Here is a 21,878-nt window from a genome sequence, read left to right on the forward strand (position 1 = left end):
CAAAAATTATTCGGAGCAAGTCATGTCAAACCCACCCTCGAACGATCTTCAGGTTATTCACGACCAAGTTCAACAATGGCTCAATGACGTTGTGATTGGACTCAACCTATGCCCTTTTGCAGCCAAACCACAGCGTAATAAGCAGATTAAGATTTTCGTTAGTGAAGCCACAACTGAAGAGATGTTGTTGGAAGACATTATGGCGCACTTTGTTGAACTTGATAACACGTCGCCTCAGGTACTGGAGACAACGCTGGTTGTTGTTCCAAACATGCTTAAAGATTTCTTTGACTACAACATGTTTATCGATTGGATCGAGGCACTGATTAAGCAGCAAGATTGGGAAGGCATCTACCAAGTGGCGACGTTTCACCCTGATTACTGCTTCGGTGGTGCAGATCCAGAAGACGATGAGAACCTGACCAACCGTTCACCTTATCCTGTTTATCACTTGATTCGCGAAGAGAGCATGGAAAAAGTGCTGAAGCACTACCCGAACCCAGAAGCGATTCCAGATACCAATATCGCTCGTGTGGAATCTTTGACGCCCGAAGAACGACGCAAACTCTTCCCTTATTTGTTTGGTGCTAGCTAGTACAAACTTTCTGTGAAGTCATCCTATATGGGCAGGCCAAAAATTGTGTCCCGCCCATTTTTTTAGTGAGATACAAACACTCATCAGCGATCAATCTCAATCACAGACGTTGGCACAAAGAATACATTTCCGACCGCTTATCTTGTGAATAGCGCCAAACTTCGAGCTTTGCTAAAATGCTCCCCTACCAAAGACAAATGGATAGGAATATGACCCTTTCTCAACTAAACCAAACCATCTTCGATCACCTGTACCGCGACATCAAAGAGTTCCGTAGCACTTTTGATCTTCCTGTTGCTGCACCAGAAACTATGGACGACAAAGGTGACACTCTTCACACCTCTTTAGCGATCGAAGAGCTGACTGAACTTGCAGAAGCCGATTCAAAAATTGAGCAAGCCGACGCAATTGTCGACAGCGTCTATGTACTGATGGGGCGTTTAGTCCACATGGGCCAAGACAAAGTTGAAGACAACTTAGCGATCAGCTACCTAATTGACTTGTTGCTTAATGTTGCGAAGAATCGCGCTATCGACTTCCTACCATGCTGGGACGAAGTACACTCAAGCAACATGAGCAAAGTGTGCCGCAACGAGAAAGAGTACGCAGAAACTGAAGCGTTCTACGCCAAGCAAAACATCAAACTGATGGCTGTACAGAAAGGTGATTACATCATCGCGAAATGTGCAGAAGATTTCGTGTCAGAAGAGAAAACCATTCGCCAAGGAAAAGTGCTTAAGTCGGTTTACTACCGCCCAGCAGATCTTGCGCCGCTAACGGTTTAAAACCATCTTCTTATACGGGAATTAAAAAAGCGCCTCAAATTCTGAGGCGCTTTTTGTTTCTTTCTGCCGTTCAAAATGACTAAGTCAACTTGGTTGGATTCTCGCCATGTGGTAAGCCGCCACATATTCGCCATCACGAAATGCAAACGCCGCAGACTCCCCTTCAATCTGAAAACCAAACTTCTTATAGAGGTTGATGGCCTGCTCGTTGTCGGTGTAAACCGTCAGTTCAAGACGCTTAATATTGATCCAGTTATCACAAAGGTCGACCGCAGTCTGCAATAACGCACTACCCACACCTTTGCCCGTAAAGCTATCTTTAACACCCATACCCAACGAGGCAACGTGTCGACGTCTTGGGTTAACACAAACCTCTAAACCAAGATTGCCAATCACTTCACCTTGATACAGCGCGACGTAAGAATAGACATGCTCTGGAACATGGGTGAGACGCTTCTCCCAGAGGTCGAGCGAAGGGTGTGGGAGTTGTAAGGTGCCGCGAAACGCGTTTGGGCACTCATAGATCTCTTTAACACTTCTGGCATCACTCGGTTCTGTGCGTCTTACTTGTATTTCCATTTCATTTCCTTCTTAGTTCATGTTGTTGTATCACTCTAATTGCTGTTCCTTTCACAGTAACAAAACAGCGTTAAATAACAACAGAGCAGAAGAAAAATAATGAAATTAACAAGTTACATAGTAAAAGAAGCTAAATAATATTTCGACTTAAGGCGACAAGCCATTAGTGGTCAGGTTTAGCCCTCAATCGAGGCTCTGGGAAGACACGACTACACGTACCTAGGACTCAGGCTGTGAATCATTTATTCAAAAAGTAGATAGGTGGCGTCGTCTACCGTAATACTTTTAATTCGAGTATTAAAGACCTGCTCAAGCCGTTCTGGAACCATCACTTTTTCAGCTGAGCCAACTTTTTGCAACACTCCTTTATCAAGCAGAAGTACTTGGTCGGCATGTCTTAAGGTACGATTCAAATCATGGTTCGCCATCAATACTGAGATCCCCTGTTTGGCAACATGGTCTATCAGCTTGTAGAGTAAAGCTTCTTGACCAATGTCCAGCGGTGCAGCCGGTTCGTCCAAAATCAGTAACTTCGAATAGGGATTTAACGACGGCCAAATTTGCAGACACATACCCGCCAAACGCACACGTTGCCATTCCCCGCCAGAAAGGGTCTGTATTGAACGGTGCAGCTTATCGCTTATCTCCAACATCTCGCTCACTTCGACCAGCACCTCTGACACGATTGCGCTGTTTAGATTGACTGAGCTTGGCAATGACAAAGCAAGAAATTGGAACACCTCTAGGTTGAACGCTGGTCGTGCGCTCTGACTTAAATAAGCACGCTGCAGAGAGAGGTCTTGCAGTGAAAAACTCGATAATGGTTTATCAACCCAAATTACCTCGCCTGTATAACCCTCTCCTATACCAGAGATCGCCTCGAGTAAGGTACTCTTGCCGCTGCCGTTTGGCCCGATAACATGAGTAACCTGACCCGGTTTCAGGTTGAATGAGAGTGGCAATAACCTTGAGCCTACGCTTAGACTTTTAATTTGAATCATGATTTTTCACCAACATCCAAATAAAGATTGGCGCGCCAATCGTGGTTGTCATAACACCCAGCGGCAGTTCAGCAGAATCCAGCAGTGTACGAGCGCAGATATCGGCAAACACCAACAGTGCTGCGCCTGATACCGCAGACAGTGGCAGCAGATATCGGTTATCAGTACCGATTGCCAAGCGCAATAGATGTGGCACTACTAAGCCCACAAAGCTGATCACCCCTCCAAGAGCAACAGCACAACCGACAAGTATTGAGACGGCGAAAATCAAACGCCAACGCAGCGCTGGAACGTTAATCCCTAATTGAGCAGCGTGCACTTCCCCAATCATCAATTTATCAAGCTTGCTGCCCTGCAAACACAGCCAGATGATGACGGGAATCATAACTAGAGTCAGTGTATGTTGATACCAAGCGACACCGCCTAAACTGCCCATCAGCCAGTACATCAATTGGCGAAGGCTTAGGTCATCACTAAAATAGAATGCCCAAGTGACCATCGCCCCAGACAAAATCCCGAGAGCAACGCCAATCAACAAGAGTTTTGCTGTGGTCAAACGCATCGTTCCCACCATGCCCACCAGCAGGAGTGTAAAACAGAGCGAGCCAATCACGGCTGCTATCATAAACAGTTCGGGCGTTGGAGCGAAGGGTAAGAAAAACAGAACAACGACCATTGCGAGGCTGGCGCCACCGGAAATTCCGAGTACACCGGGCTCGGCTAACACATTTCCTAACAAGACTTGTAAGCTTGCACCAGAGACAGCGAGCGCAGCCCCTATTGCAATCGCAGCAAGCAAGCGTGGAAGTCGTAAATCGACAAGTAACTTTTCTTCAAGTGGAGAGAGTGCATTCAACGGAGAGATAAAAAGGTCGCCGACCATTAAATAGAGGCCGCTAAGAACAATCAACGCTGTAAGCATTAGATAGATGGCACGAGTCCAGCATCGCTGTTTTTGTTGAATAAGGTGTTGGAAATCCATATCAAGCTACTTTAACTAAGTTGGCGTAACCTTACCTGTATCCCCAAATAAACACAAGGTTCGCCATAACGTGCGAACCTTGTGATATCAATCGTTTGAGATGAATTGCTGGTGTTGATTAATCGTAGACCAGTTGGCCATGATCAAATCGCGTTTCCACTTCACACACCATCAGCGCAGCACGTTGTCCAATAGCAACATTGCGATTGGGGAACACCACCGCTTCGTTCTCATTTTTAGCCATCAGCGGTTTATCACCGTCGTGGCCAAACACTTCACCATGTTTAAATGCGGTGAAGTTCTCAACAGAATCCGAGAACATAAAATCAAAATCTTCATGCAGACGAACGATAGTACGGCTGACACGATAAGTAATGGTTTTCTTTGGAAGGTGCTCTGGTTCTGTTTCAGCGATAAGATTGCGCATCGCCAAATCAAATGCCGTTAGCCTTTCAAGTTGGTTCTCACCAATGCGTGCAACCTGCCCAAGTTCCATAGTTAGTGCTTGTGCACCAAAGTTCTCAGCACTGTACCAGCTGAATGTACTGGTTGGAGAGTTCGAGAGCAACAAAGCCTCTACGTGCCCACTATTAATAAAATCAATGAGTTCTTTACTTCGAACAGGATGACGAACTTTAGGACTCACGGCAAATGAATAGTGCTTCGATAGACGAATTGCACAGTGAAGGTCTAAATGCCAGCGCGTCTCAGGTTGAGTATCTCTATAAAACTCAGTAACTAAGTGTTTTAATTGCTTCGCAATCTTACTTTCGCGGTTTACTTCATACGCTTTATCGTCAAAAAGACGGTTCATGTTTACATCAAGAAAACGGGTATGAGCATTAGTCGCTTCTGGGTGAGCGATAATAAACAAACAGCGAGCTTTTACTGATTGGAAACCTGTTTCAATGTCTTCAATAATCTTATCAACCAATTCCATAGGTGCGGTTTCATCACCATGAACGCCGGTTGAAAAAATGATGTTCTTGGTCTGTTGATCGTAATCCGCTGGAATCACTTCAAAGACACCACGTTGATGAACTTTTAGCTGTACTCCATTACCTAGTACGGTTTGTCCTGCAAGCACTTCTTGTTCAAGATCTAGGCTGTCCAAAAGAAATGATTGGCGAAAGAGAGATTTCGTCATGCGCTACTCCTTAATTGCACGGCCGTATGTTAATAAATTGTACAAAGAAATTGTGTTGCTAGGATCGCACTTATCAACAGAAACTCCGTTGTCACTCACAAATACTGCCCATAAATCGTTGTATTGGCCCTGTTCACAGCAGGGAAAATCAAACCTTGCGAGGTTTTCAAGCTATATCAATCAGATAAGAGCCGTGTAAACTACCACAGCTCTTATTGAGTATGAACCTATTAAGACCAATTAATTTTCCTGATTGAGCAGTCTTTCAAATTCGTCGATTTGGGCAGAGACCATATCGATACTCTGTTGCCAGAAGTCTGCTTCAGTGAGATCCATACCTAAGTGCTTCGCCACCACATCTTCAGCCATCATGCTGCCTGTATCTCTAAGAAGAGCAACGTAGTCACTGTAAAAGTGTTCACCCTTCACTTCACGCTGGGCATATACGCCCTTACTGAATAGGTAACCGAACAGATATGGATAGTTGTAGAAACTGACTTGCGAGATACTAAAGTGCAGTTTACTTGCCCAGAAGTATGGGTCAGCTTCACTCATGGCGTCGCCGTACCACGCTTTCCATGTTTTCTCCATTAAATCACACAGCTGCTTAGCCGTAAGCTCGCCTTTTTCACGCTGTTCATAGAACGCTTTTTCAAACTCAAAACGCACTGGAATATTGATCATTAATGCTAAAGAAGAAGAGAGCTCTTCCCATAACATTTCAAGCTTCTCATCACGCGTTTCAGCTTGTTTTAGCAAGTAGTCGCGAACAATGTTTTCAGCGAAGATGGAAGCGGTTTCCGCCAACGTCATCGGGTAACGAGTCTGACACAGCGGCATGTCACGCATCACCCAGTTATGGAAGGCATGACCAAGCTCATGAGCAAGCGTCATCAGATCAGAACGACTACCACTCCAAGTCATGAAGACCAGTGGAGAACGTGTCGCGGCGAATTTAGTGCAGTAAGCTCCCAAGCGTTTGTTTGGCGCTGGCGCTGCATCAATCCAACCGTTTTCAACCATAAGATCAACAAACTGTGCCATTTCTGGATTCACTTCAGCAAAAGCCGTTTTGATCACATCGATCGCTTCATCAAACGGGTAAACCTTAGATTCACCATCACCAAGCGGTGGCATCGCAGCAAGATGATTCCACGGTTTCATCTCATCCAAACCATGTACTTTCGCCATCAGCAATCCCGCTTTTTGGCCTACCGAACGATTGGCTTTTGCGGTCGCCATCATGGTGTCGAGTGTTTCAGGCACAATACGGCTGCCATGCAGACTTGGCGCTAAGAAGTGCACATCGCAGATCTTGGAGCGTTTTTTGTTTTCAGTTAAGCGCCAGCCGGCCAATGCGTTAAGAATGGAAGCGAACGATTCTTGATGCGTAGCCATTGCTTGTTGAACAGCGCGCCAAGCAGGTTCTTGTTTTTCAAACTCGCTGCCATAAAGAAGGCTTGCTGCTTGTGAGAAGCCAAGCACTTCCTCTTCGCCTTCGAGCTGTAGAGACAGTTTTAATGAACCCGTTAAGTTGTCGTATAAACGACCCCACGCATCACGACCATCAACTTCCATTGCCGCAAGCAGTTGCTCTTCAGCAACACTTAAACGAGTTGCCGCGAGCTTACGAGAACTCTCGATAGCAAAGCCTTGGCCTGCGACATCTGGGCTGGCGTGGTCTAGTACTTTTGTAATAAATTCCACGTCAGCGTGAATTAAGGTGTCTTCATATGGACTAAAAGCTTGAGACATTTCAGAGTTGAGTTTTGCCACACGACCCAAAAGCTGCTTCGCTTCGGTATGCGTGGCATCCACTGACGCATGGCAATTTGCGAAGGTATGAATGGTTCCTAGCAGCGTGCCTGCCGCTTCTGAGGTTTGGATCGCATTCTGCATCGCGATCACGGTATCGCGCTTTTCAACATGAAGATAAAGCAGTTCGATACACTGCTCGATCAATTCAATATCTTGATCAATTTTTGAATCGTCTAATCCACGATATGCAATGCTCAAATCCCAACTTGGCGTTGTCATGAGTTCTGTCCTTATTCTGTGCGATGTTACATCGATAAATTGGTATATTAAAAAACCAGCTCTCACTGGCTGGTGCTTAAGGCGTCAATAATGGCTGCCCTATCACCTTCACACTGATATAGTTATTGTCTGTTTGTGTGATTTGAATGTGTGTCAGAGACGCATTGCCAATAGCAAGGTTGGAGTAAAGCGTTGGCTTCTTCCAATCAATATCCAAACAGTGCGCCAAAATCATTCGAATTACGCCACCATGCGTAACCAATAATGTGTTGTCATTGGTGTAACTAATAAGTTGCGACCAACCTTGAATTACTCGTTGATGGAATGCCTGTAAACTTTCCGCTCCAGCAAGTTGGTGATTTGCTGGATCTTTCCAAAACGACTCTAAACTCTCCCATTGCCCGCTTAGAAGGTCGAAAGGCACCCCATCAACATTACCGAAATTCATCTCTTGCAGTTCTTCGATGCTCTGTAAAGGTATTGATTGCGATTGTGCCACTCGCTCTGCCAAATCATGACAGCGGCGCAGTGGTGATGTTGCTACTGCATCAACTTTAAACGGCAGAGCTGTGATTGCTGCGCAAATCTCATCTTGGAGTGACGCGTCAACGAGCACGTCTGTCTTGCCATTGAGTGCAGCCTCTCCAAGTACTTTGCCATGGCGAACTAGGTAAATATGTTTGGTGCGTATCTTGTTCAATGTGAGTTCGTTAGCCTTCGTTTTTAAGAACCATAGGTAACCCTGCTGCAATGAAAGTGACCCGCTTCACCACTTTCGCTAAGGCTTGGTTCATTCTGCCAGCATTGTCGACAAATAAACGAGACACTTGCCCCATAGGAACAACACCAAGCCCCACTTCATTCGAAACCAAAATGATAGTTGCAGGACTCGCTTCGACGACATCGACTAACTCTTCTATCCAACTTTCGACTTGCGCGTTCGTCGCTTGCTCACCAAGCTGAAAAATCACGTTATTGAGCCAAAGGGTCAAGCAATCAACTAACACGACATCTGATGAATTTAAGTCACGCAGTGTATTTGCAAGCTCAAGTGGTACTTCATGTTCTTGCCAACGTGCATCGCGTCGTTGTTGGTGATGAAGAATACGAGCCTCCATCTCTTCATCAAAGCTTATAGCGGTGGCTATGTAGTGCAGCTGAAGTGCTTGGTTACTCGAAGTCTCGATGGCTTGTTTTTCAGCGAAGCTCGACTTTCCTGAGCGTGCTCCACCAAGAATTAAATGCGTAGATTTTTGATGGTTCATGATTCGTGTTTACCCAATAAGCCCGTTATAAAACGCAGCGATAAACAGTAAGTAAGTTGAAAGTTCGACCAGTTGCTGCGCGGCACCTAAGCAGTCTCCAGTAAAGCCACCAATACGAAGCGTTAACCAACGTTTAAGCAGTGTACGAACGGCATAACCAATGACTAGCAACAAAGCGCTAAATTCAATACCAAACCATAAGCTCGGTATGAATCCAATGGTAATCAAAAATAGAGTTTCAGAGCGTGTCTGCTTATTAGCTAATGGCTTACTCTTGCTGGTATCGGGATCGCTTACATAAGGCATGTCATAAATCAGCGATGCGGCGATCGCTCGACTAAATGCGTAGCTAGAAACCAAGATCATAAAAAGATCCGCTGTACTTGTTTGCCCAATAAGCTCGCTCAGAAATACCCACTTACCTAAAAGAGCCATTATCAATGCGGAAGCACCATAAGTCCCAATACGACTGTCTTTCATAATGGTTAGGCGCCGCTCAACGGTCATGCCTCCACCAATACCATCAGCCATATCTGTCAGGCCATCTTCGTGGAATGCACCTGTCAGCATTAAGCTGAATACCATCATAAGGATTAATGCGACGTCAGTAGGTAAGAACAAACTTAGCAAAACATAAACGCTGGCACACAGTAGACCGAGCACAATGCCGACCATTGAAAAACATCGCCCAGCTCGATTCATACGCTCTTCGGAATAAGGCGTATCGTGTGGCACCGGTAGACGAGAGAAGAAGCCCAACGCCAACAAAAACAGTTGCCACTGATATTTAAAGCCGCTGTTTGTCTCAGACTGGTCCATTACACCGTCACTCCAGCACTTTCAAAGCTTGCCATGTTGTTGTAAAACTCAGCGGCGGCCTTAATCAAAGGCAGTGCCAATGCAGCACCCGTGCCCTCACCCAACCTGAGTCCCAAGTCCAACATAGGGTCGGCATCTAACTCTCTCAACACATATTGATGCGCGTGTTCTTGAGATTTGTGTGCAAACAGCATGTAATCGCGACACCTTGGTTCAATTAAGTTCGCTACATATGCCGCCACCGAAACAATAAAACCATCAACTAAAATCGGTGTTTGCGCCTTTGCTGCGCCGATAAATCCACCAACCATTTGTACAATTTCAAAGCCGCCCACTTCAGCAAGTACTTGCTCTACGTTTTTTCCTTTACAGCGTTCAACACCGTTGGCAACCACTTGCTGCTTTCGCTTAAGTTGTTCGTCATCTATTCCAGTACCAAGGCCAACACACTCTTTTGCATCTAACCCCGTTAAGGCGCTCAGTATTGCCGAAGCACTGCTGGTATTACCAATACCCATTTCACCAAACATAACGAGATTGCAGCCGTGCGCGATTTTACTTTCAATCAAAGACTGACCATAGCTGATCCCTTTCTCGACTTGCTCAAGTGACATCGCTGCTTGCTGATTAAAATTGTGAGTGCCGTTACCCAATCTTTGAGCGACCAATAACTCGGTATGACTACCCGAAATATCACTGGTATCTATGGCTTGTAAAATACCTGCGTCCACAACGGTTAAGTCAATATCGTTTAACCGACAGAAGCAGTTGATCGCGGCGCCACCATGAACAAAGTTCAATACCATTTGCTGAGTCACGGCACTTGGGGCAATACTTACCCCTTCATCCGCAACTCCGTGATCGCCAGCAAAAACAAACATTGAAGGCTTGGCGATTTGAATTTTCTCAATCGGCGTTTGGCTTTGCTGGCTTTGAATAAGCGCCAGTTGAAAAGCGGTCTTCTCTAAAAGGCCAAGGGCGCCCAATGGTTTGGTTTTTTGATCGATTCGATTTTGGATAAACGCAGAGTGTTGAGTATCTAGCATGAAGATGACTTACCAATGTGATGATTTGAGACTTTTAATCGTTAAATGACGGTTTTTACTGAGAGCGCAGTAGTTTCTTACGTAGAAAAATAGTTTCTTACATAGAAAAATCAGAAAGCTAAGCCCATCGTTGGCTCAGCTTTCAATTATTTTGGTCGTGCTACCGAAAAAACATTAGAGAGAGTTGCGTATTCACCGCCACCAAGACGTGACAACGGGTTTAACGCTAAGGCATCGATTTTCAATCGCTCACTGGTTTGATCGATAATCTCTTCAGCAATGTACACCGCTTCAACCTTTGCAAACACTAAGCTTTGGGGAACCTCTCCTACTTCTTTAACTTCAAAAAGCGTGCACCCAAACGCCACAGAGCAAGACTTAACTCGAGGCAAAGAGAAGCCTTCAAACTCGACCAACTCTATATCGTTCGCTTGTACTTCCGAATGATCATGATCCAGTGTTGCAGCTGTAGAGGTCATCACCTCCGCAGAAGATTCAGACGCGATATGAATAACTAACTTACCGGTTTCTATCGCATTTTTTGCAGTGTCTTTGATTTCACCTGTCGGCTTTTTACCCACAGAAAGCATCAACAATGGAGGCTGGCTCGATACTGGAGTGAAGTAGGAAAATGGAGCAAGATTAAATACATCACCACTTGATTTGGTCAGCGCCCACGCTATGGGACGAGGGACAACTGTTTGAGTCATCAGGTGGTAGATTTCATTTGCAGAGAGAGAATCGAACTGGAGGTTCATCGCGCTTCCTTGGCTGTGACAAAGTAACAATCAGTGTACTTGCTATCGTCTTATCTATCTATCGATAACTCGCCTTTCAAACTGCGATTGTTGTTGGATTGAACAAAATTCGCTCGAGTTAGAGTCGATTGCCGATGCGATGCTGTTTAGATTATTCGAAAAAAATTCAAAAAAATGTCCAAATCTTTCTCCGAGTGAGGTGTTCAATTTTTTGGCGAAATATCGTTAGATTGATGCCAGAACCGTCACTCTGTTGAATATGCGAACAACTGTTCTTTTGGATATGACTAATTGTTCTATCAAATTACTTTTCCTTATTTTACGTTTTGTTACAGAACGTTATTTTAGCTAGCTGTGCTCACGCCTATACCCCTAGGCTCTTATTGTTCTGAAGTAATTCATAAGGAAATTCAATGTCACTCCCTGCTATCGCTGCCTTGGCGGTATTCACTGGTATTCTATTTTTTCTCTACGGGCAGCAGAAAAAAGAACACACACTTTCCCGCTTAGTGCTGCTTGGACTTGTCTTTGGTAGTGGTTTTGGTCTTGCTCTACAACTGCTATTTGGCGAAGGCAACCCAATCATCAAAGAGACATTGGACTGGGTCAACATCGTTGGCCGTGGTTACGTTGGTTTACTCAAAATGGTGATCATGCCACTGGTGCTTGTTTCCATGATCGCAGCGGTTGTGAAACTTGAGAAAGGCGGCTCCCTAGGTAAGATTTCAGGCATCACCATTTCAATCTTATTGGCGACAACCGCAATCTCAGCAATCATCGGTATCATGGTAACGCAGGCATTTGGTCTGACTGCAGAGGGGCTTACAGAAGGTGCTCGTGAAACAGCACGTCTAGCAGCGCTTGAAACTCGCGCAGACCGTGTCTCTGACCTGACTATCCCTCAAATGCTGGTTAGCTTTATTCCGACTAACCCATTTGCAGACCTAACTGGTGCTCGCTCTACTTCTATTATTGCCGTTGTTATTTTTGGTGTATTGACGGGTATTGCAGCACGTAAAGTAATGGCAGAAAAAGAAGAACTAGAGTCTCCGATTCGCACTTTTGTCGAAGCGGCTCAATCTATCGTTATGCGCCTAGTTAAGATGATCATGGCTCTAACGCCATACGGCATCGCTGCACTAATGGCGAAAGTTGTCGCAACATCAAGTGCTTCCGACATTCTTAGCCTACTCGGTTTCATCGTTGCTTCTTACGTGGCAATTTTACTGATGTTTGTGGTTCACGGCGTATTAGTTTCATTTTTTGGTGTGAACCCGAAAGAATACTTCAAGAAGATCTGGCCAGTACTGACCTTTGCATTCACATCGCGCAGTTCTGCAGCAACGATTCCTCTTAACGTTGAAGCACAAATCACTAAGCTCAATGTGCCACCAGCGATTGCAAACTTATCTGCGTCATTCGGTGCAACAATCGGTCAAAATGGCTGTGCGGGTATCTACCCTGCTATGCTAGCGGTAATGGTTGCGCCAACCATGGGTATCAACCCAATGGACATCAACTTCATCTTATCGCTGATCGCTATCATTACAGTAAGCTCATTTGGTATTGCTGGCGTAGGTGGCGGTGCAACGTTTGCAGCGTTAATCGTACTGCCTGCTATGGGGTTACCTGTGACTATCGCAGCACTGCTTATCTCTATCGAACCGCTTATCGATATGGCTCGTACTGCGCTAAACGTATCGGGTTCAATGACTGCAGGTACTATCACGAGTCGTATTTTAGGCAACAAAGAAGAGAAGAACGATCTTCAACAAGCTCAAGCATAACTTGCTAGTAAGCGTCGACTCAAGGCGAGCAACGTATACTCATTTAAGCTAAAGAAAACCGATGCGCTTGCATCGGTTTTTGTTTCTTGCGTAAGAATATTAAAGCTGAAGATCAGAGATACTTGACTGAGCAAGCAATTCATCTTCTTCCTCGCTCAAGCCACTGATACCAATAGCTCCAATAACACGGCCAGAGGAAACAATAGGTACACCACCTTTAAAGCCAGTGATATTCGAGTCATTCCAATAACCCATATCCTTGCCTGTCGCACGCGCCCACTCACCTAAGTTACCACTTGGTTGACGATCACGCGCCGACGTATACGCTTTGCTTTTTGCGAGCAAACCAGCCTGGACACTAACGTCGTCCATTTTAGCGAATGCGATCAATTCACCGTGCGTATCACAAACAGCAACGGCAATTTGCTGCTGATTCTGAGCTGCTATTTCAATCGCCGTCGCTACCGCTTGTTGAGCTTTATTTAAAGTCAGCATGATTATTTACCTATGGTAGTGCTTGACCACGAGAGTAAACAAATAAGTTGTACCACTCTTCGCGAGTTAACTTAATCTGAGTCGCAGCAGCACTTGCGCGAATTCGGTCGAGATTAGTTGTGCCGATCACAGGTTGAATACCGGCTGGGTGGCGCAGAAGAAACGCTAATACAATCGCTTCGCTCGTCACACCGTATTTCTCAGAAAGTTGTTGAACGTATTTCGAAGTCGCTCGTACACTTTCGTCCTCTGAATTTAAGCCCTGCTCAGAGAAGCGTCCTTGTGCCAAACAACCCCATGCTTGAAGTTGCACGCCATGAGCTCGGCAGTACTCTAGTGTGCCCGGAGCCCAATCAGACTCATTCAACCCTTGAGAATTAACTAGAACAACATCGTTAAGCCAATCCAGTTTCGCTAGGCTCATTTCCATCTGGTTAACCACTAAAGGTTGGTCAAGAGCAGATTGCAGATACTCAATCTGATGACCACTCATGTTAGACACACCAAAATGTTCGACCTTACCCGCTGCATGCAGGTCTTGAAGCGTACGAGCTAGCTCATCAAGCTCCATCAATGGATCAGGGCGGTGTAATAAGAGTACGTCTAGCTTTTCCGTATTTAAGCGTTCAAGAATGCCTTCCACAGAGCTCTGCACCCATTGCGCAGAGAAATCATAGCGTCCAACATTACCTTCGCCTTGAAAACGAATGCCACATTTCGATTGCAGAAACATTTGATCGCGCAATTCAGGCTGGCTCTTTAGTACTTGGCCAAAGGCCTGCTCTGCTTTAGAAAATGTATAAATGTCTGCATGATCAAAAAGATTGATACCTGAAGCCATTGCCGTTTCGATAATACCTTGTGTTTGGTAAACATCATCTTGAGAAACAGGGTTGTCGTTCCAACCACCGCCTAGCCCCATACAGCCGTAAGCAATCTCACTGACGTTGGTTAAATGTTTTGATAAAGGAAGTACGTTTTTCATTGTTCATTCTCGTATTCATGAAATCAGCCTCAATCATATTGTTCTACAAGAAAAACAGAATAGCCTGAATACGAAATAATTGTTCGTTATAATGAACAAATGGAAACTGGAGATAAGATATGAATGAGCACAAAAGAATAGAAAGGTTGATGTTGTTTGTTGAGCTTGCTCAACAGCTCAACTTCACCAAAGCAGCAGAACAACTGGGGATTTCAAAAAGTTACTTGTCGGAACAGATAAAACGTTTAGAAAGCGACTTAGAGTGTCCGTTGTTAGTCCGGACCACACGCAGTGTTCGACTCACGCTTCAAGGTGAACGAGCACTTGCTCAAGGGTTGGTAATTCGATCTCAAGTCCTCGACCTAGAGCGAAGCGTGTCGGATGAACATGAAGCAATTAAAGGGGTTTTAAGGATCACAGCACCAAAAATGTTCACAGAGATCTTTCTGTCTGATCTGTGCCAACGCTTCCAAGCGATCTATCCAGACATCTATTTCGAAATTAATAGCAGCTACACCACCTATAACCTCAATCGTGAAGATATCGACATTGCGTTTCGAGCGACCAATACTCCACCAGAGAATATGGTGGCTAAGAAGTTATTTTCGTATCAACATGATCTCGTTGCGGCGCCAAGCTATCTAGAAAAGTGTGGGGAGCCTAAGTCACTCGACGATCTGCAAGATCATCAGTGTCTTGCGACCCTACACCAGCATGAATGGCCATTTAACAGTGGTAACGTGCATGTATCTGGCTGGTTATCAAGCAACGAGAACCACCTTTTAAAGCAGCAAGCTGTACACGGCAGCGGCATAATCCGTATCGCGAGTTACTACGTTGCTGAAGAGGTAAAACAAGGCCGTTTAACACCACTGCTTACCCATGAATGCATCGCTAATGGTAATTCCATCTACCTGTTTTATCCTCAAATGGTCTACCCAGCTAGAAAACACAAAGCGTTTGTTCAATTCGTTCAAGACTACTTTGAAGAGCTTCAACTCAAAAACTCATTCTCTATTCATCAATAACTGATACCGATTTACTAAAAACGTGCACCATAACAGGCAACACAAATTGTTACCTTTTCATACAGGTTCAAGTGATCGTCTTTGGCGCCGTATCCGAATAACCTTAACATTGTCGGTATGTGTTTATACGCTTTGGCATACAGATCGCTCATTTAGAAAATGACTTAAAAATGCCATCAAATCGAAACATGAATTTGCGTTACTGAAAATGCCCATTGAGACAATGAGTACAATCAGGAGGATGTATGAAATACTGCCCGTTCTGCTCGACCGAATTAATCGAAAGACACCATGCACAGGTGTGCCCACGAAATGAGATCGGTGAATGCCGCTTTGATGGCTATGAACACTACGAACAACGTATGTTGGACGACTTCTCGCCAGACAACCTTGATGTGAATAGCAACGCCTATCGTCGAATCCCAGAAAGGTGATCCACTTCTGACGCTCTTCGAATTACGATTCATAAAAAACGCCCTTGCAAAAACAAGGGCGTAAAGTCATTACCTGAGTTCACAACACGTTATTGTTTCGCGGTATCAGTCGCCACTTTTGGTTGTTCAACTTCAGTCAGAAGACCTTTAATCAGACTTACACAACCTAGTATTAGGATGATGGTAAACGGCAATGCAGCAATGATTGTAATTGATTGCAGTGCTTGAATAGATTGCGTGCCACCAATCCACAGCATAACCATTGCAATTGCACCTGAAATGATTGCCCAGACAACTTTCTGGCGAACAGGCACTTCTAACTTACCGCCTGCAGTCATACCATCGATAACAATAGAACCAGAGTCTAGAGTGGTTACGAAGAATACGATAATAAGCGCAACCGCAATCACAGACAGAATATTACCTAGCGGGTAGGCGTCTAACATGTAGAACAAGCTTAGAGAAACATCAGCGATACCCTGGTCGATACCCAGTTGTCCAACCTTATCCATCACCTGCTCAATCGCCACTCCACCAAAGATAGACATCCAAGCCGTAGTAACAAGCGTAGGGATGATCAGAACGCATAACAGGAACTCACGAACCGTACGGCCTTTAGAGATACGAGCCACGAACATACCGAAGAACGGTGCGTAGGCTACCCACCATGCCCAGTAAAATACTGTCCAACCATGTAACCAAGTGGTGTCTTCACGACCTGCTGTTTGACTTAGCGGGATAATGTTCTTCACGTAACCGGTTACCGCTGTCGCAAGCGAGTCTAGAACCGTAGTGAAGTTAAGCACTGCGATAAAACCTAGGAAAACAAACGCGATAACCATGTTTAGGTTACTCAGTAGTTTTACACCACCGTCCATACCACGTAGTACAGAAACGATTGCCAGCACCATAATTAACGCAATGATTAACTGTTGTAGGAATAGGTTATTCTCTAGACCGAATACATGGCTAATACCACTCGCGGCTTGCGTGCCACCTAAACCAAGTGAAGTCGCTAGACCAAATAGTGTTACTAGTACCGTCATCACGTCGATAACGTCGCCCGTTTTACCCCAAACTTTGTCTCCAAGAATTGGGTAGAAAACTGAACGCATCGATAGTGGTAAACCTTTGTTGTAAACAAAGTAAGCAAGGCACAGTGCTGCCATACCGTAAATCGCCCAAGCATGCAGACCCCAGTGGAATACCGTGGCGCCGAGTGCCGCTTCACGGCCAGCTTCAGTATAAGCTTCCGCATTTAATGGCGTGCCATACCAATCAGTAAAGAACGCAGTGGGTTCAGCCACACCCCAGAAGATAAGACCAATACCCATGCCTGCAGCAAACAGCATCGAAATCCAAGATGTCGTGGTGTAGTCCGCTGTCGCATTTTCACCACCAAGTCGAATTTTACCCAATGGAGAGAATGCTAAACCGATAGCGAAAATGAGTAGAAGGTTCGCGCCCCACATAAATAGGAAATCGAAGTTCGCGAGAACGGCGGCTTTTACCGTGTCAATTGCAGCTTTTGCATCGCCGGGTGCCATTGCGAGAAGTGTAACAATGAAGAGAATTGAAAGGCCTACCGAAGCAGTGAAAACCGTGTTGTGGACATCCATGCCCCACTTATTAATGTTGTCTTGACCGACTTGATAATCTGTTGAATCTATACTGTATTTTTTTGACTTAAAACTCATAAATTAAGGTGTACACATATTCGACAATTCGAATATAAGGACCAACTCCATATCCAATTAAAATTTGATCAGCGCGCCGTACCATATAAAAGGGTGAAAATAAGTGAATTTAATCAATCACTTACGGCGTCTTGCTCAATCCCGATGGCGCTATTATAACACAGAATAAAACATTTTTTTGGTAACCTCTGCCTATTAGCCCACCAAGGTCAGTATAAACATCTGATTATAAAGGATTTATTAGTGGTAACTTTTTTCAAAAAATAATTAGAGTACAAATTAATTTTTTGTCTTGAATGAGTGAATGATTGACGTTAGCAAACGACGACTGATGTGTTCGCGTTATCTAAGGCATAAAAAATGCAGTTGACTCATACGAGCACAACTGCATTTTTAATTCGTTAAGGCTTAGTGCCTAATTACCACATCAAATCATCCGGTACGACGAAATCTTTGTACGGGTCATCTTCATCAACCGCTTCTTCTGAAGTTGTCTGAGTATCAACGATAGACTCTTCGTCACGCATCGCAATCTTGTTAGCAACGCTGGTCGGGATAATCACGTATCCTTCGCCATCACGAGCAATACTTAAAATACCTTTACTTAGCTGCTTTTGAGTCAACTCTTCAACGTAAAGATGTTTAACTAACGTACCGTCAGTAAAGTTGTATTTGATCTCGCCATCTTTTTGCTCGATCTTATTCATCGCAATCAACTGTTTCACCTGAGCTTTTATCTCTTTGCTCAGTTGTTTCTCTTTCATTTGTTGATTCAGCTCTTTGTCTTTCGCTTGTTGTGCCAAACGGTTCTCTTCTGCGGCAGCTTTCGCCTCGCGCGCTTGAACACGTGACTTCTTAGAGCCTTTCTTTGCTTTTTTCAGCTTTTTCTCATTAACCAAGCCAGCTTTCAGCATCTGCTCTTGGAGTGTTAACTTTGCCATGACTTTCCCAGTTCAGGATTAAAAACAGCACTATCATACCTGTTTTTTGTCATTCTGTTTATATCCCCTACTCGGTTTATGACAAGGATAAAGAGTCAAATTGCTAAACTTGCTGTTATTCACACCCTAAAATCTATTCACACCCCAGAAACTACTCACGCCCTAGAAACTAGGACAAACGTTGGCGAAATTGTACGGGTGTCTGTTTCATCCACCCCTTAAATGCGCGTCTGAAGTTAGCTGAATCACTGTATCCAAGACGCTCACCGATATCTTCTACACTGATGTCGGTATTTAGCAGCAACTCCTTGGCCAGTTCTCGACGCACTTCGGCAAGTAAATCATGGTAGCTCGTCGCCTCTTTTGAGAGCTCCCGTCGCAATGTTCGTGAGGAGCAACCAAATTCCTCCGCTAATTGCTCAATCGTCGGAAACTGACTAGGTGCTTGATAAAGCATAGATCTCACTTGATTACTCAAAATAGAAGGGGATCCCAGACTCGACATAATGCTATGGCAAGATGCTAAATAACACTCGAGAGTAGCAGCATCATGATTCGGCAGTGGTTTGTGGAGTAAATCACGATCAAAGCGGAGTTCACAAAACATGTGGTTAAATTCAACCTGACAACCAAACCGATGCCGGTATTTATTGCCATGCCCAGACAATGAATACATAGGCTCAGGATAAGAGAGACGCAACGCATTGAGCTTGAGAGGCTGGCGAGTTAGTTGATAAAACAGAGAAACAAGAGAACTGAAAAAGTACTCGCAGCAAAAAGGTAACATTTCACCGATATCCAAAGAGTTCTCGATTCGAATGATTGCTTCATCGACGTCTTGAATCAATGCTACGGAGAATATCGGACCATTGAGCCTAAGATATTTGAAACCACTTTTAACGGCTTGCAACACGTTTTCACTCGTCGCTAGTACGTAACCTAGCACGCCAAAATGGTTCAACCTCGCCTGCTGCCCAAGCCACAAACCCAGCCCCTCTTGAGGCAGTAGACGATTCACCGCCTTGAACACAATCAACTTGTCGGCAAAGCTAAGTTGAATATTCGGATCTTGCCAATCAATGTTAACTAGACCAAGAGAAGACAGTAGCGCTTTGCCATTGATACCACGAGTTTCCAAGCTATCAAACAGCAATGCAATATCTAAGCTTCCCAACAGTTGATGAGCACTACTTGGCTGATATGCCGCCAATATTTTCTCTTCTGTCATGACTGTTCCATCATCCGTCGTCGGCTTCCCTTCTAATCAATAATTGAGTTGGCCTCTCTATTGGAACTTTACCATCTCCAAATCCCACAGCGTGAGAGCAAGCCCAACAGTGTCCGATAATGACCTAACTTTTCGCTAAGTGGCTAGCTAGAATAGCCATTATGTTAATGCCATGTAAACTTTAATCATGATTAAACCTGAAACCATCCACAAAGCGCCGAGAAGTATTATTGATTCTCAGGGCAAGCCTGTTTTTGGTCAGTTCGATACTATCCCCCATGAGCTCGATATAGAGAGGTTCGATTATCGTAACGTCATGGATAATCCAGCCAGTCGATGGCAACGCTACTTTCATTACAAGCAATTCCAGTTTGTCAGCGTGGTTACCGCAGACTATGTGATTGGAGTAGCAATCGCCGATATCAGGTATCTTAGCTCTGCATTCTGTTATGTATACAACATCAACGAAAATAGTCTCGAAGAGCAATCTTGGCTTCGTCCACTCTCTTTCGACAAAGTGGTGACCTCTTCTCCACATCAAGGGGTTACCCATATTGCTCGCGGCCAGATCCAATTCAAGATCAATCAAGGCGACTGGACAGTAGAAATCAATACTAAGCTCGTACAAGCCAACCTTAAACTCAAAGTTAGAGAAGACAGTCAGCCGCTTTCTATGACGACACCCACTGGATATTCAGGGTGGACCTACACCCAAAAACACAACGCGCTTTCAGTCAGTGGGAAGTTGACCGTTAACAACCATGAAGTTGAGCTCGACCACGCCTTAGGAGGCTACGACTTTTCAGCGGGTTATATGCGTCGTGAAACAAGCTGGCGCTGGGCAAGCATTAACACGCATCTGTTAGGAGAGTCATCAAAGCGGATTCCGTTGGGGATGAATCTAGCGGCGGGCGTTAATGAAACTGGAACCTGTGAGAACGCACTTTGGATAGACGGTAAAAAGCATCTACTTCCTGCCGTCCATTTTGAATTTAACCGTGATGACACCACTCAACCTTGGCAAATTTACTCTGAAGATCGACGAATTGATCTCACTTTTACTCCTCGTAATAAACGCAGTGAAAAGCTCAATTTTATCGTACTCAAGAGCAATTTCCGTCAGTTCATCGGTCATTTTTCTGGCTCGATAAAGGATAACAATGGGGTCACCCACCAGCTTGAGCATGTACTTGGATTAACCGAAGATCATTTCGCGTGCTGGTAAGAGAAGTTACATCCAATCACAGAGTTCTACCCTAACACTGTTATAAATACACACCGAGGCATCAGATGAACATAGAGTCGCTCATCAATAATCCAGAATGGTTACTTGTGGTACTGGCACCGCTTTTTATTGTTTGTATGCTCGCAGAGTATTTGATTGGACAAAAGCAGGGACAGCTTCCTGAAAATTCGCGCTATACGATTACGGAAGTCGCTTGTAATTTTACCTTGGCGGGGATGCATCAACTTTCCGATTTAGTGACGGGGCTATTCGTGGCTTACCTGTACCTTTGGCTCTTTGATTGGCGGCTCATAGATGTTGAAATGGGGCTAGTCAGCTTCCTATGCCTAATGATTTTGCAAGATTTCTGTTACTACTGGTTTCACCGTGCCAGCCACAGAACACGTTGGATGTGGGCATCGCATGTCGCTCACCATAGTTCTGAACGAATGAATTTTAGTACCGCATTCCGTCAAAGCTTAATGTATCCAGTATCAGGTATGTGGATCTTCTGGCTGCCATTGGTGATCATCGGTTTTGAACCTAAATGGGTGGTCTTTGTCGTGCTTCTCAACCTTGGTCTACAGTTCTTCGTTCATACTCAATGGATACGGACACTAGGCCCCTTAGAGTGGGTGTTCAACACACCTTCTCACCACCGCGTTCATCATGGCCGTAATCCACAATATATCGACAAAAACTACGCAGGCGTACTCATCATTTGGGACAAGTTGTTTGGCACTTTTGAGCCGGAAGTGGAAACCGTTCGCTATGGAACGACTAAGCCAGTCAACAGCGACAATCCTATCACCGTCACCTTCCAAGAGTGGAAACTCATATTCCGAGATTTAAAAAACAGAGAATACAGCTGGCGAACAAAGCTAAAAATGATGTTCGTACCACCAACAGACTGAGAGAGGTACATCTTCTTAATTTAGCTGAATTAATACGTTTTGATACGCTGAGCCATGGCATCGTGCTTAATTGAATAGTAATGCATCGATTTGATGAAATTTATTTACAATGCCGCTTGCACCCTCACCG

General features: G+C 44.7%; 22 protein-coding genes. 7 read left to right on the forward strand and 15 right to left on the reverse strand.

All coding sequences use genetic code 11. The features are described 5' to 3' along the window. The first annotated feature begins 22 nt into the window (after positions 1-22). Together AC6I7V_RS07320 and AC6I7V_RS07325 are read left to right on the forward strand one after the other, a co-directional pair. Entirely contained in the window at positions 23-595 is a 573-nt protein-coding gene (locus tag AC6I7V_RS07320) for a DUF1415 domain-containing protein (RefSeq protein ID WP_498010562.1), read from the forward strand. Positions 596-804: 209 nt separating this feature from the next. Continuing rightward, the gene (locus AC6I7V_RS07325; protein ID WP_255230635.1) at positions 805-1,380 is read left to right on the forward strand and encodes a nucleoside triphosphate pyrophosphohydrolase family protein; all 576 of its coding nucleotides are present in this window, start codon (positions 805-807) and stop codon (positions 1,378-1,380) included. 84 nt (positions 1,381-1,464) lie between these two features. Here the strand turns inward: AC6I7V_RS07325 and AC6I7V_RS07330 are convergent, their stop codons facing one another. The 10 genes from AC6I7V_RS07330 to AC6I7V_RS07375 all read right to left on the reverse strand — a co-directional run bounded on the left by AC6I7V_RS07330 (position 1,465) and on the right by AC6I7V_RS07375 (position 11,014). Further along, a complete protein-coding gene (locus AC6I7V_RS07330) occupies positions 1,465-1,959 on the reverse strand; it encodes a GNAT family N-acetyltransferase (RefSeq protein ID WP_261881629.1) in 495 nt (164 codons plus the stop codon). Between the two features lie 242 nt (positions 1,960-2,201). After that, on the reverse strand, positions 2,202-2,960 hold the full coding sequence (gene btuD / locus AC6I7V_RS07335) for a vitamin B12 ABC transporter ATP-binding protein BtuD (protein WP_498010563.1): 759 nt from the start codon (positions 2,958-2,960) through the stop codon (positions 2,202-2,204). Continuing rightward, complete coding sequence (gene btuC, locus AC6I7V_RS07340; RefSeq protein ID WP_498010564.1) at positions 2,947-3,942, reverse strand: vitamin B12 ABC transporter permease BtuC; 996 nt, start codon at positions 3,940-3,942, stop codon at positions 2,947-2,949. The genes btuD and btuC overlap by 14 nt, the downstream gene beginning before the upstream one ends. Positions 3,943-4,060: 118 nt before the next feature. After that, positions 4,061-5,089, reverse strand: coding sequence for a succinylglutamate desuccinylase (locus tag AC6I7V_RS07345; protein ID WP_255230631.1), 1,029 nt, complete (start codon positions 5,087-5,089; stop codon positions 4,061-4,063). Between the two features lie 240 nt (positions 5,090-5,329). Continuing rightward, positions 5,330-7,126: a M3 family oligoendopeptidase gene (locus tag AC6I7V_RS07350; RefSeq protein ID WP_498010565.1), complete on the reverse strand. Its 1,797-nt coding sequence runs from the start codon at positions 7,124-7,126 to the stop codon at positions 5,330-5,332. 76 nt (positions 7,127-7,202) lie between these two features. Then, positions 7,203-7,826 carry a histidine phosphatase family protein gene (locus tag AC6I7V_RS07355; protein WP_498010566.1) on the reverse strand — a complete coding sequence of 208 codons (624 nt, stop codon included), beginning with the start codon at positions 7,824-7,826 and terminating at the stop codon, positions 7,203-7,205. A gap of 10 nt (positions 7,827-7,836) precedes the next feature. After that, positions 7,837-8,391 (reverse strand): bifunctional adenosylcobinamide kinase/adenosylcobinamide-phosphate guanylyltransferase, encoded by a 555-nt coding sequence (gene cobU / locus AC6I7V_RS07360; RefSeq protein WP_498010567.1) that lies wholly within the window; start codon positions 8,389-8,391, stop codon positions 7,837-7,839. A gap of 9 nt (positions 8,392-8,400) precedes the next feature. Further along, on the reverse strand, positions 8,401-9,210 hold the full coding sequence (locus AC6I7V_RS07365; protein ID WP_498010568.1) for an adenosylcobinamide-GDP ribazoletransferase: 810 nt from the start codon (positions 9,208-9,210) through the stop codon (positions 8,401-8,403). After that, positions 9,210-10,256 (reverse strand): nicotinate-nucleotide--dimethylbenzimidazole phosphoribosyltransferase, encoded by a 1,047-nt coding sequence (gene cobT, locus AC6I7V_RS07370; RefSeq protein ID WP_498010569.1) that lies wholly within the window; start codon positions 10,254-10,256, stop codon positions 9,210-9,212. Before cobT ends, AC6I7V_RS07365 begins: the two co-directional genes overlap by 1 nt. A 146-nt stretch (positions 10,257-10,402) precedes the next feature. Continuing rightward, a complete protein-coding gene (locus AC6I7V_RS07375) occupies positions 10,403-11,014 on the reverse strand; it encodes a flavin reductase family protein (protein WP_372068469.1) in 612 nt (203 codons plus the stop codon). A 413-nt stretch (positions 11,015-11,427) separates the two neighbouring features. Here AC6I7V_RS07375 and AC6I7V_RS07380 point away from each other — a divergent pair, with 413 nt between their 5' ends. After that, positions 11,428-12,801 (forward strand): L-cystine transporter, encoded by a 1,374-nt coding sequence (locus tag AC6I7V_RS07380; protein ID WP_255230624.1) that lies wholly within the window; start codon positions 11,428-11,430, stop codon positions 12,799-12,801. Positions 12,802-12,900: 99 nt separating this feature from the next. Here AC6I7V_RS07380 and AC6I7V_RS07385 read toward each other — a convergent pair whose 3' ends face one another. Both AC6I7V_RS07385 and AC6I7V_RS07390 read right to left on the reverse strand, forming a co-directional pair. Continuing rightward, entirely contained in the window at positions 12,901-13,296 is a 396-nt protein-coding gene (locus AC6I7V_RS07385) for a GlcG/HbpS family heme-binding protein (RefSeq protein WP_498010570.1), read from the reverse strand. A gap of 10 nt (positions 13,297-13,306) precedes the next feature. Then, on the reverse strand, positions 13,307-14,281 hold the full coding sequence (locus AC6I7V_RS07390) for an aldo/keto reductase (protein ID WP_261881640.1): 975 nt from the start codon (positions 14,279-14,281) through the stop codon (positions 13,307-13,309). Positions 14,282-14,400: 119 nt separating this feature from the next. On the opposite strand from AC6I7V_RS07390, the gene AC6I7V_RS07395 reads away from it, so the two are divergent. After that, entirely contained in the window at positions 14,401-15,309 is a 909-nt protein-coding gene (locus AC6I7V_RS07395) for a LysR family transcriptional regulator (protein WP_498010571.1), read from the forward strand. Positions 15,310-15,554: 245 nt separating this feature from the next. Beyond that, positions 15,555-15,743 (forward strand): hypothetical protein, encoded by a 189-nt coding sequence (locus AC6I7V_RS07400; RefSeq protein ID WP_498010572.1) that lies wholly within the window; start codon positions 15,555-15,557, stop codon positions 15,741-15,743. 89 nt (positions 15,744-15,832) lie between these two features. Here AC6I7V_RS07400 and AC6I7V_RS07405 read toward each other — a convergent pair whose 3' ends face one another. The 3 genes from AC6I7V_RS07405 to AC6I7V_RS07415 all read right to left on the reverse strand — a co-directional run bounded on the left by AC6I7V_RS07405 (position 15,833) and on the right by AC6I7V_RS07415 (position 19,609). Further along, positions 15,833-17,440 (reverse strand): BCCT family transporter, encoded by a 1,608-nt coding sequence (locus AC6I7V_RS07405; RefSeq protein ID WP_498010573.1) that lies wholly within the window; start codon positions 17,438-17,440, stop codon positions 15,833-15,835. A 419-nt stretch (positions 17,441-17,859) separates the two neighbouring features. Continuing rightward, positions 17,860-18,381 (reverse strand): DUF2058 domain-containing protein, encoded by a 522-nt coding sequence (locus AC6I7V_RS07410; RefSeq protein WP_255230618.1) that lies wholly within the window; start codon positions 18,379-18,381, stop codon positions 17,860-17,862. A gap of 169 nt (positions 18,382-18,550) precedes the next feature. After that, complete coding sequence (locus tag AC6I7V_RS07415; RefSeq protein ID WP_498010574.1) at positions 18,551-19,609, reverse strand: AraC family transcriptional regulator; 1,059 nt, start codon at positions 19,607-19,609, stop codon at positions 18,551-18,553. A gap of 187 nt (positions 19,610-19,796) precedes the next feature. Between AC6I7V_RS07415 and AC6I7V_RS07420 the strand changes: the two genes are divergently transcribed. After that, a complete protein-coding gene (locus AC6I7V_RS07420; RefSeq protein ID WP_255230616.1) occupies positions 19,797-20,834 on the forward strand; it encodes a DUF2804 domain-containing protein in 1,038 nt (345 codons plus the stop codon). A 65-nt stretch (positions 20,835-20,899) separates the two neighbouring features. Continuing rightward, positions 20,900-21,748 carry a sterol desaturase family protein gene (locus AC6I7V_RS07425; RefSeq protein WP_255230615.1) on the forward strand — a complete coding sequence of 283 codons (849 nt, stop codon included), beginning with the start codon at positions 20,900-20,902 and terminating at the stop codon, positions 21,746-21,748. Positions 21,749-21,878: the final 130 nt, after the last annotated feature.

Source organism: Vibrio sp. KUL70 (assembly GCF_059725515.1).